The organism is Thalassospira sp. Z349TD_5 (assembly GCF_056173045.1).
Window position 1 is genome coordinate 301,756 of sequence record NZ_CM149654.1, and the last position, 11,959, is coordinate 313,714.

7 protein-coding genes are annotated in these 11,959 nt (G+C 54.1%); 1 reads left to right on the top strand and 6 read right to left on the bottom strand.

Going from position 1 to position 11,959, the window contains the following annotated elements; translation table 11 throughout:
* Positions 1 to 14: 14 nt before the first annotated feature.
* The 6 genes from AC0VXT_RS01400 to AC0VXT_RS01425 all read right to left on the bottom strand — a co-directional run bounded on the left by AC0VXT_RS01400 (position 15) and on the right by AC0VXT_RS01425 (position 9,139).
* Positions 15 to 2,927, bottom strand: coding sequence for a 2-oxoglutarate dehydrogenase E1 component (locus AC0VXT_RS01400; protein ID WP_475547209.1), 2,913 nt, complete (start codon positions 2,925 to 2,927; stop codon positions 15 to 17).
* A 70-nt stretch (positions 2,928 to 2,997) separates the two neighbouring features.
* Positions 2,998 to 3,873: a succinate--CoA ligase subunit alpha gene (gene sucD / locus AC0VXT_RS01405; protein WP_475547210.1), complete on the bottom strand. Its 876-nt coding sequence runs from the start codon at positions 3,871 to 3,873 to the stop codon at positions 2,998 to 3,000.
* A gap of 2 nt (positions 3,874 to 3,875) precedes the next feature.
* Positions 3,876 to 5,075 carry an ADP-forming succinate--CoA ligase subunit beta gene (gene sucC, locus AC0VXT_RS01410; protein ID WP_475547211.1) on the bottom strand — a complete coding sequence of 400 codons (1,200 nt, stop codon included), beginning with the start codon at positions 5,073 to 5,075 and terminating at the stop codon, positions 3,876 to 3,878.
* Between the two features lie 171 nt (positions 5,076 to 5,246).
* Entirely contained in the window at positions 5,247 to 6,197 is a 951-nt protein-coding gene (gene mdh / locus AC0VXT_RS01415) for a malate dehydrogenase (RefSeq protein WP_102784450.1), read from the bottom strand.
* Positions 6,198 to 6,883: 686 nt separating this feature from the next.
* Positions 6,884 to 8,017, bottom strand: coding sequence for a cell division protein ZapE (gene zapE / locus AC0VXT_RS01420; protein ID WP_475547212.1), 1,134 nt, complete (start codon positions 8,015 to 8,017; stop codon positions 6,884 to 6,886).
* A gap of 132 nt (positions 8,018 to 8,149) precedes the next feature.
* Positions 8,150 to 9,139, bottom strand: a complete 990-nt coding sequence (locus AC0VXT_RS01425) for a zinc transporter ZntB (protein WP_475547213.1) — start codon at positions 9,137 to 9,139, stop codon at positions 8,150 to 8,152.
* Between the two features lie 163 nt (positions 9,140 to 9,302).
* Between AC0VXT_RS01425 and AC0VXT_RS01430 the strand changes: the two genes are divergently transcribed.
* Complete coding sequence (locus AC0VXT_RS01430) at positions 9,303 to 11,945, top strand: DUF3772 domain-containing protein (RefSeq protein ID WP_475547214.1); 2,643 nt, start codon at positions 9,303 to 9,305, stop codon at positions 11,943 to 11,945.
* Positions 11,946 to 11,959 lie beyond the last annotated feature (14 nt).

The following is an 11,959-nucleotide window of genomic DNA, read 5'->3' on the forward strand; positions in this document are numbered from 1 at the left end:
CCCGTCCGGTAAAGTTATTTGACGCTTAATGCCGCATCGACAAGTTCGGCCTGTTCACGCAAGTGAGCCTTAAGAAGACCCGTTGCCGGCGAAGCGGATGCTGCACGACCGACATAGACGGGACGACCCGTCTTGTGTTTGATGCTGGCAAGTGTGCCTTCGATACGACGATCAACGTAGTACCACGAACCCATGTTTTCGGATTCTTCCTGACACCAGACAACATCAGCATTCGGATATTTGGCCAGTTCCGTGGCAAGTTCTTGTTCCGGCCACGGATAAAGCTGTTCAACACGCACAAGCGCAACATCTTCGATGCCACGGTTTTCACGTTCGGCGAGAAGATCGTAATAGACCTTACCCGACGACAGAACGACACGTTTGACCTTGCTGTCAGCGACCATTTTTCCGCTTTCGCTGATCACCGGCAGGAATTTGGTCCCCGTGCCGAATTCGGACAGCGAGGATACAGCCTGTTTGTGACGCAGAAGCGATTTCGGCGTCATCAGGATCAACGGTTTACGGAACGAACGGCGGATCTGACGGCGCAGGATGTGGTAATAGTTTGCCGGTGTCGTGACGTTCGCCACCTGCATGTTATTTTCACCACAAAGCTGCAGGTAACGTTCCAGACGTGCGGAACTATGTTCCGGACCCTGGCCCTCGTAACCGTGCGGCAGAAGCATCACCAGACCCGACATACGCAGCCATTTGGCTTCGCCCGAGCTGATGAACTGGTCAATGATGACCTGTGCGCCGTTGGCAAAATCACCGAACTGGGCTTCCCAGAGAACCAATGAATGCGGTTCTGCAAGGGTGATGCCATATTCAAAGCCAAGAACACCTGCTTCGGACAGCGGCGAGTTGAGAACCTCAAGCTCGGCCTGACCGGTGCGGATGTTATTGAGCGGGGTGTATTTTGCTTCGTTGGTCTGATCAATCAGCTTGGCATGACGTTGCGAGAATGTCCCGCGCTGGCAATCCTGACCAGACAGACGAACCGGTGTGCCTTCGCACATCAAAGTTCCGAATGCCATGGCTTCGGCAGTTGCCCAGTCGATACCTTCGCCGGTTTCAAACATCTTGGCTTTTGCCTTCAACTGACGAAGGATTTTGCGGTTGATGTCGTAATCAGCAGGGGCGGTCGACAATGCACGACCAACTTCGGCCAGCAGATCGTCGGCAACGCCGGTATCACCGGACCAGTCCGCATCTTCGCCGTGCGAGGATGCAAGACCCGACCATTTACCTTCAAGCCAGTCAGCCTTGTTCGGACGGTAGTTTTCCGACGCCTTGAATTCGTCATCAAGATAATCCTGGAATGATTTATCCAGTTCCTTGATGCGATCTTCGGTCAGAAGACCTTCCTTGATCAGCTGTTTGGCATAGATGTCCTTGGTGGTCGGATGTTTGCCGATCACGTCATACATCTTAGGCTGGGTGAATGCCGGTTCGTCACTTTCGTTATGGCCAAAGCGGCGATAGCAGAACATGTCGATGACGACGTCCTGTTTGAACTCCTGACGGAATTCAGTCGCGATACGTGCCGCATGGACCACTGCTTCGGGATCGTCGCCATTGACGTGCAGGATCGGAGCCTGAACGACTTTGGCAATGTCCGAGCAATAAGGCGAAGAACGTGAATCTGTTGGTTTGGTTGTGAAACCAATCTGGTTATTGACCACAAAGTGGATCGTACCGCCGGTACGATAGCCTTTGAGGTGCGACAGATCGAAGGTTTCAGCAACAAGCCCCTGACCGGCAAAGGCCGCATCGCCATGCAGGAGGATACCCATAACCTGCTCACGTTCGGTGTCTTTACGCTGGGACTGTTTAGCGCGGACTTTACCAAGGACAACCGTGTTGACCGCCTCAAGGTGTGACGGGTTCGCCGTCAACGAGAGGTGAACAACATTGCCATCAAATTCGCGGTCGGCAGATGTCCCAAGGTGATATTTAACATCCCCCGAGCCCATCACGTCGTCCGGCTTGGACGGATTGCCCATGAATTCCGAGAAAATCGCACGGAACGGCTTGCTCATAACGTTGGCAAGAACGTTCAGGCGACCACGGTGCGGCATACCGAACACAACCTCGCGAATGCCAAGCTGGCTCCCGCGTTTGAGGATCTGTTCCATTGCCGGCATCAGGGATTCACCACCATCAATACCAAAACGCTTGGTACCGACATATTTGGTGTGCAGATAGTTTTCGAACCCTTCGGCAGCAATCAGGCGGTCAAGGATGGCTTCCTTGCCACGTGCAGTAAACTGCGTCTGGTTGCCGATGCTTTCGATACGCTGCTGAATCCATGCTTTCTGGTCAGGTTCCTGAATGTGCATGAATTCAATACCGATCGACCCGCAATAGGTTTTGCGTGCCATCGATACGATCTGACGGATTGTCGCGGTCTCAAGGCCAAGTACATTGGCAATGAAAATCGGACGGTCCAGATCGGCCTCGGTAAAGCCATAGGTCTTGGGATCAAGTTCCGGATGTGGTTCACGCGGGGCAAGGCCCAGCGGATCAAGATTTGCTTCCAGATGTCCGCGCACACGGAAGGATCGGATCAGCATCAGTGCGCGAATAGAGTCATTGGCTGCCGCACGAATGGCGTCGGAATTAACCGACCCACCAGCAGGTGCGGAATAGGCTGCCGGCGCATAGGCCGCTTGGACCGGACGTTCGGCATACCCTTGTGAGACGTCGTATCCCTCCATGCCGCCGACAACCGTGGTTTCCCGTGGTTGCCAGCTTGGCCCACGCATTTCTGCGAGGAGTGCGGAGGCGTCGTCCTGCAACCCGTCAAAGAACTCTGCCCAGCTTTGGTCAACCGCAGTCGGGCTTTCCGTATAGCGCGCATAAAGTTCAGCGATGTAGGTTGCGTTCAACTCGTTCAGAATCGTGTCGAGATCTTGAGGTTTCATTTGTGGTCTTGGAAGGCATGGTCCCCAAGAAGGACCACGCCCCCCCTTGCCTTTCCTCTGACTACCCAGATTAGCCCTTCAACGCCTTGAGCATGGTCGAACCGAGGCTCGCAGGCAAATCAGCTACAAGTACGCCAGCACTGCGCATTGCTTCCATTTTCGCATCCGCAGTGCCCTGACCGCCGGAGATGATCGCACCGGCATGGCCCATGCGTTTACCCGGAGGTGCGGTAACACCCGCGATGAAGCCAGCAACCGGTTTCTTGACAGCCGAAGCTTTCAGGAACTCACATGCTTCTTCTTCTGCAGTACCACCGATCTCACCAATCATGATGATGCCTTCGGTTTCCGGATCCCGCAGGAACAGGTCGAGGCAATCAATGAAGTTGGTGCCGTTGACCGGGTCACCACCAATACCGATACAGGTTGACTGACCCAGGCCAGCGGCCGTGGTCTGAGCAACTGCTTCGTAGGTGAGGGTCCCTGAACGCGACACGATACCGATTTTACCGCGGCGGTGAATGTGACCGGGCATAATGCCGATTTTGCATTCATCCGGGGTGATGACACCCGGGCAGTTCGGACCGATCAGGCGGGTCGAAGAACCTTCTAGCGCACGCTTGACGCGGACCATGTCGGCAACCGGAATGCCTTCGGTGATGCAGACAGCCAGTTCGATTTTCGCATCGATGGCTTCAAGAATTGCATCAGCAGCAAAGGGCGGCGGAACATAGATGACCGAGGCATTTGCTTCGGTAACGTGTTTCGCTTCGGCAACGGTGTTGAAAACCGGCAGGTCAAGGTGCTTGGTGCCGCCTTTACCCGGGGTAACACCGCCAACCATTTTCGTGCCATAGGCAATAGCCTGTTCGCTGTGGAAGGTACCCTGCGAACCAGTGAAACCCTGGCAGATAACTTTGGTGTTTTTATCGACGAGAACAGCCATAGTTACGCGGCCTCCTTCACAGCTTTGACCACCTTCTCGGCGGCATCGGCAAGGTTATCGGCCGAAACAATCGGCAGACCCGATTCTTCGAGAATCTTCTTGCCAAGTTCGACATTGGTACCTTCGAGGCGAACAACCAGCGGGACGTTCAGGCTGACTTCGCGGGCTGCTGCCACAACGCCGTCTGCAATCACGTCACACCGCATGATGCCACCAAAGATGTTGACCAGAATGCCTTCGACATTCGGATCAGACAAGATCAGTTTGAAGGCCGTGGTAACACGTTCTTTGGTTGCGCCGCCACCAACGTCGAGGAAGTTTGCCGGTGCACCACCATAAAGTTTGATGATGTCCATGGTTGCCATGGCAAGGCCTGCGCCATTGACCATGCAGCCGATGGTGCCATCAAGCTTGATGTAGTTGAGGCTGTGCTTGGCAGCTTCAAGTTCGGCGGGGTTTTCTTCGTCTTCGTCGCGCAGATCTTCGATGTCCTGATGACGGAACAGCGCGTTGTCGTCGAAGCTCATTTTGCAATCAAGCGCAATGATGTCACCATCGCCGGTCACGACCAGCGGGTTGATTTCAACCATTGCAGCATCGGTATCGAGGAAGCACTGGTACATTGCTGACATGAACTTGACAGCTTTGGAAACCTGCTTGCCTTCAAGACCAAGCGCAAACGCCAGTTTACGGCCATGGAAGCCCGAGAAGCCAGCAGCCGGGTCGATGTCAACGGTGACGATCTTTTCCGGGGTTGCTTCTGCAACTTCTTCAATGTCCATGCCACCTTCGGTGGATGCCATGAAGATCACGCGTGAGGAGGCGCGGTCGACGAGAACCGAAAGATACAGTTCGCGTGCGATATCGCAGCCTTCTTCGATGTAAACGCGTTTGACTTCTTTGCCGTCCGGACCGGTCTGGTGGGTAACCAGGGTCGAACCGAGCATCTGTTCAGCGTTGGTGCCGACTTCTTCGACGCTTTTGACAACGCGAACGCCGCCTTTGTCGCCGGCTTTTTCTTCCTTGAAGGTGCCCTTACCGCGGCCACCTGCATGGATCTGTGATTTAACCACATAAACCGGACCAGCCTGTGACTGGGCAGCTTCAGTGGCTTCTTCGGCGGTGTAGGCGACTTTGCCGTTCGGCACGGTCACACCGTATTTGCGAAGAATTTCTTTCGCCTGGTACTCATGAATATTCATGTTAGGTCGCTTTCTTGCCTTCCGTACGATTTCCTGTGGGTCAGAAATCGGGATTTCAATGTCCCCGTAACTTGCGGGAGGGACTTTATTGCGAGGCCCGCGATCATTGAAGTTTGAAAAACAACAATGATTGAAAAACGGGCCGGTCAGTGACCAGCCCGCTTCGCGTTCTTAGAGCATGCCCTTGGCAGCTTCGACGAGGCCGCGGACAGCTGCCACGGAACTCTCGAAGTTTGCCTTTTCGGACTCGTCGAGATTGATCTCGACGATGCGTTCGACACCGCCAGCGCCCAGAACAACCGGGACACCAACGTAAATACCATCAACGCCGTATTCACCGCTCAGATAAGCAGCAACCGGCATGACGCGTTTCTGATCTTTCAGGTAGCTTTCTGCCATCGCGATTGCCGAAGCCGCCGGGGCATAGAATGCAGAGCCTGTTTTCAGAAGGGCAACGATTTCGGCACCACCATCACGGGTACGCTGAACGATCTCGTCGATCTTTTCCTGCGTGGTCCAACCCATTTTGATCAGGTCAGGAACTGGGATGCCTGCAACGGTCGAATAGCGGATCGACGGGACCATGGTGTCGCCGTGACCGCCAAGAACGAACGCGGTGACGTCCTTGACCGATACTTTGAATTCTTCTGCGAGGAAGTAACGGAAGCGTGCTGAATCCAGAACGCCTGCCATGCCAACAACTTTCTTCGGATCGAAGCCAGTTGCCTGCTGCATCACCCAAACCATCGCATCAAGCGGGTTGGTGATGACAATGACGAATGCGTTTGGAGCATGTTCCTTGATGCCCTGACCAACCTGGGTCATGACTTTGGTGTTGATGCCGATGAGATCATCACGGCTCATGCCCGGCTTGCGGGCGACACCTGCGGTGACGATGACGACATCCGCGCCTGCAATGTCTTTGTAGTCACTGGTACCCTTGAGGTCGGCATCAAACATGTCAACGGGGGAGGATTCAGCAATGTCGAGCGACTTGCCCTGTGGCATGCCATCAACGATGTCGAAAAGGACGACGTCGCCAAGCTCTTTCAGTCCGACGAGGTGAGCAAGCGTGCCACCAATATTGCCAGCACCGACGAGCGCGATCTTGTTGCGGGCCATTCCGTTACCTTCTTCCCTATTGCACTTCCTGGGGGTCGAAACTCAAGTTGGGAGCGCGATTGAAAATTTAAACCTGCGAACGCGAAATATTCGTTCGTAAACATCAAGTGTCGTAAACTGATTTGTCCTGATTTACAAGGGGAAACGCCGCTGTTTTTACGAGGAAAACCGCCGGTTCCCGGTTTGTTGCAACTATGGTCTAAACGCTCAAAAACCGGTCATGCTGCAATTGCGAACAAGGCAGAATATGCAGCAAAACCAAAGCCAGTTTGCGATTGCGCGATGCCTAAAGGAAAGGCAGTGCGGGCTTTTGCCGCGAATTCGGGCGCGAGATGATGTTCTGATCCGCGTAGCATTGCATGAAACTGCTATCTGCCATGCGGTGATGCTGTATTCGAAAAATCGCGCGTTCGGTGAATTTTGCGCATTTGTGCGTTTGTGATCGTGCTCACGCAAGAATCGCCGCCCGAAAAGCTACTGCGTGGCGAATAATTGCAATCGTTTTAAACTCAGGTGGGTGGAGTCGTTTTTCCCATACGAAAATATGGTGTCCGATCATGGCGCGGGGCTGGCTAGTCCGTTGTGATTTCCCCGTGGAACTGCCCAATGAAACTGTCCGGTAAAGCAGGGGATGCTGCTCATCAACTTTGCACCTGTGCGCATGTGTGATTGCCAAGCGCGCCAGATCAGGTCAGATGCGCCATATCGAGGTATTCCTGGCTGCGCATTTCGGTCATCCGCGACACAGTGCGCTGAAATTCAAACGAATAATCGCCATCGGTATAAATCTCGGTGGGGTCGCATTCAATCGCACAGATCAATTTGGTTTTATGTTCATACATCGCGTCGATCAGGGTGCCAAAACGCTTTGCCCAGTCCCGGCGCGCATCAGGCAATTTCGGGATAAAGTCGATGACAATGGTATGGAAATGGGTTGCCAGTGCAATGTAGTCGCCCGGCCCAAGCGGCCGCGTACACAGTTCTTCAAAGCTGAACTTGGCAACACCGGCCCCGACGGCCGAGATTTCGATCTTGCGACCTTTGACGGTCAGGCTATCGGGGGCGACGCGTGCACCTTCGGTCAGGGTGGTGAACATCGCGTCGATTTTGGGCAGGGCATCATCGTGCGATATCGGATAGACGAAAACGTCCGCCGCCGTCAGGTTGCGCATGCGATAATCGGTCGCGCTGGCCAGTTCTAGGACATCAAGCTTCTGCTTGATCATCTCAATAAACGGCAAGAAATTCTGACGCTGCAGGCCATCTTTATAAAGGTCATCAGGTTGCCGGTTTGATGTGGTAACGATCACCACACCATGTTCGAACAGATGTTCAAACAGACGACCGAGAATCATCGCATCGGTAATATCGGTGACCTGCATTTCATCGAAACACAACAGCCACGCGTCATTTGCCAGATCTTTTGCGATCGGCGGGATGGGGTCGGCGTCAGCGTCATCTTCTTTCTTTTGCTGACGATACCGGTGCATGCGGTTATGGACGTCTTGCATGAAGTCATGAAAATGAACGCGGCGTTTTTGTTCAATGTCGATGGTTTCATAGAACAGATCCATCAGCATGGATTTGCCCCGCCCGACTTCGCCGTAGATATAAAGCCCGGACGGCGGGGTGGGTTCATCGCGGCGGCGCGTCAGGCCAAACCGTTCGCGCCAGCCCCCTGATCCGGTTGCCGGTTCATAGTTTGACAGGGCGTTTTTGAGGCTCTGTAGTTTTTCCGCGCAGAGTTCCTGCATCGGGTCATGGGACAGCTCACCATTGGTGATTTTCGCGCGGTAACGTGAAAGTGGGCCGTCAGTCATCAACATATCTCGATTACAGTGAAAAAAAACGCGGGCGTTGGCAAAGTCATAGCGCCAAGCAGTGCCGCATTGCAACAAGCTGCTTTGCAGGACTGTTTGGCGTTCTGTGCGTGGCGGCCCTGGTTTTCGTCGTTAAATCAGGCGCATTTTTTTAAACAGCCAGATTTCAAATCCAACAATCGCGGCCAGAATAACGGCGACTGTCGCAAATCCCCACGGGCTGTCTGCCGCCGGGATCCCGCCAACATTGATGCCAAGCAACCCGGTCACAAAACTGATCGGCAGGAAAAGCCCGGCAATGACGGTCAACCAATACATGGTCCTGTTCATCCGTTCGGTTTCAAGCGCCATCAGGTTTTCATTCACGATCTGAATGCGTTCGCGCAAGGAATCGAAATCTTCGACCAGTCGCATTGTTTTGTCGGTCAGCGCACGCGCACGGCGTTTAAACCGTTTGTCGGCCCAGCTTGGTTTCTGTTCGACAAACATAACAAGCGCATCACGTTGCGGTGCCAGATGTCGTCGCAGTCGGGATAGCTGGTTGCGAATGTCTGAGCCGCGCATGCGCAGTGGCAATGTTTTGCCCTCGGTCACACCTTCCTGGTCATCCTCAATCGCTTCGACGTTTTCTTCCAGGCCACGTACGACATTTTCAACCCGATACGCCAGCCGCTCGGCAACCGTGAGAATGAAATCATCGGGGCTATGGGGGGCTTTGCCAGCCGCAATTGCAGTGCGGATATCGTCAAAGGCCTTGAGCGACTGGTTGCGCAGTGTGATGACGATGTTTCCCGACAACCAGAAACGCACCGAAATCATGTCCGCCGGATCGTTTTCCGCATTCAGGTTCACCCCGCGCAGGTTCATGGAAAAACCATGATCGTAGAAGAACACAGACGGACGTGTGCCACGTGTGGCCAGGTTGGTGGCAATCGTCGGGTCGATTCCGGCAATATTCATCAGCCAATCATGAACGCCATCGGTCATCCAGTCGAGATGAACCCAAAGATAATGACCATCGTCGAGACTGGGAATTCTGGTTGAAATGTCTTCCCAGCCCATCGCCACGCCTGTTCCATTTGAGGCGATATCGAATGCGTTGATCAGGCCCGATGTGGTCATCTTGTTTTCCTTCGCGGGGTATGGCGTGGAACATTGAATGGTGGTTGGTCGTGACCGGGAACGAAACGTTTCGTGATTCGTTATGGGCTTCAGTGTAACCTGTTTACAAATTGGGAAAAACGGTCAAATGCCGTTGGTCAAAAATCATGATGGAACATCAGGCATGAGTTTAATGCGTCGTTTATGTGTCGGGTTTGTTGTTTGCATTTTTGCATTTGCGGCAACCGCCGAACTGCAGGCTCAGAATGCCGACACAGGCGAGGGCAACCGTCCGGGACAGGAAGCGGTTCAAAAAATTGAACTGGAAAATGCCCAGAAACGCATTGCGGAATGGGACGGCCAGCTTGGTGAACTTGAAGATAGCCTTGATAGCAGTGAAGTTGCTGGCCGTGTTATTGCGGATGGCCGAAAAACAACCGAGCAGATCCTAAATGCGACAACGGCTCTACGGGGGCTGGCCGCCGACCGCCTGAAACGTTTTCAGGCCGCCAAGGGTAAGCTGGGCGATCCCCCTGCCGAAGGGCAGGATGAAGTCCCCGCAGTTGCGCATGAACGCGACCGGCTTAATCAGGACATTGCAAAAGTAAGCGGACTGATCAAACAGATCGAATTGATCGATTTTCAGGCCGCTGAATTGTCAGATCGTTTGGCAAGTTTGGCGCGTGAACGGTTTACCCGCCGAATTCTTGGCCGGGTAGATCTGCCGCTTGATCCGTCGGTTTGGCTGGAATCTGGCGGCGAAGTTCTGGCCTTTCCAAGCATGGTTCAGGCCCGCTATGCCAATCTGGAACTTGACGGCAAAGTTGCCGATGAACTGAGCGAGATTGCACCGGGGCTGGTTTTTCTGGCGATGATCGTGCTGGCGGCATTGATCGGCGGGGAAGTGATCGTCCTGCGATACATCCCCTCGCGCTGGAAAGAAACGCCCAAAGAAGACCGGATTGCGCTGGTGTCGGGTACGCGTTTTGTCTTTACCGCACTGGTGCCGGGCATTGCGCTTTTGATTGCCTACAGCATTCTTGATTCTCAGGAGGCCCTGCTTAAAGGCAGCATGGGCGATTTTGTCCATCAATGTTTTGCTGCCGCCTTGTTCCTGTTGTTTGTCGGCGCTGCGGTACGCAGTGTGCATTCGCCGTTTGCCCCAACCTTGCGTCGGTCAGGGACGACCAAACGCGGTGCGCGGGTTGTCGGGATTTCATCACTTGCGATTGCATTGATCTTCGCGGTGGACATGATCTTGCTTCAGGGTGCGACCACATTGGGCACCTCGTTAAATGTCGCATTGATTCAGAGTATTACCAACGTCCTGATCATTTCGATCCTGCTGTATGTTTGCTCGCTTGGTGTGTTTTGGGTGCATGACGAACGCGTGCGGCATGAATTTTGGGCCAAGCTGGAGCGGCGCAGTCGTCGGGGCATGAAATCAGTCGCGATCCTTTTGCCTGTCCTGATGGTTCTTGGCTATGTCGCGCTGGCCCGCTTCATCCTTGAAAACCTGATGTTGGCGTCGGCGTTTCTGACCTGTTACTGGCTGCTGCGCGGACTTTTCCGGGCCTTGATGCACACCTATCTGGTTAAGCCGGAAGAAACCGTTGATGACACGGCACCCGATACGGTTCACGGCACGCTGTATTTCTGGCTCCGGGTGATGATTGATGTCGTGATGGTCACCATTGCAATTCCCGCGGCCGTGATGGTCTTTACTGACATTGCCTGGGTTGATTTGCTCAGTGCTGGTGAGCAGGCATTTATCGGCATTCAGGTCGGCGGGATCAACTTCTCGCTACGTGCCATCCTGCTGGCGGTTCTGATGTTTGTCATCGTGCTGGGGCTGATGCGGTTTTTCCAGCGGATGCTTTCAACACGGGTTTTGCCCAACACCAAGCTTGATCAGGGTTTGCAGCATTCTGTCTCGGCGATCTTTGGCTATGCCGGTATTTGCCTTGCGGTACTGATGGCGATTTCGGCGGCTGGCATGGATTTATCCAATCTTGCGATCATTGCCGGTGCGATTTCGGTCGGTATCGGTTTTGGCATGCAAAGTATCGTAAATAACTTTGTGTCTGGCCTTATCTTGCTGGTCGAACGCCCGATCAAGGTCGGTGACTGGATTGTGGTTGGGGCTGATCAAGGGTTTGTCAAAGACATCCGGGTGCGCGCGACCGAGATCGAAACCTTTGACCGATCCTCCATCGTGATCCCGAACTCTGAATTGATTTCCAACCGTGTTCTGAACTGGACGCTTAAGGAGCGGTCAGGGCGTGGGATCATCAAGATTGGGGTGTCCTACGGCTCGGATGTCGAGAAGGTCCGTGAAATCCTTTTGGAAATGGCTGACAAGCGCCGTGAAATCCTGAGTTATCCGGCACCACAGGTGGTGTTTATGGATTTCGGGCACAGTTCGCTTGATTTCGAACTGCGTTACTTCTTGCGCGATATTGGTGATGTCCTTGCGGTTGCCAGTTCGATCCGCTTTGAACTGGTGCAGCGGTTCCGCGACGAAGGTGTCGAGGTGCCGTTCCCGCAACGTGATCTTAATCTGCGTGATATCGACAAATTAACCGACGCCATCCGCGAAGCTGGCCAAGGACGCAAGAAGTCCGAACCTGAGGCCCCAAAACGTGATGAGCCTGCGCCGTTAACGCCATCATCGGATGGCGGCAATGATACGGGCGAGATTGGCGAAGGGGCTGAAAAGAAGGCCACCCCGCCATCTGCGGCAAAGGATGTTTCGCGCGATGCCGATGCGGCTGGTCGGTCAATCCCCGATGCGGGCGGAGAACCCGACGGCGATGCGCCGCGTTAGTGGGCGCGCTTGGC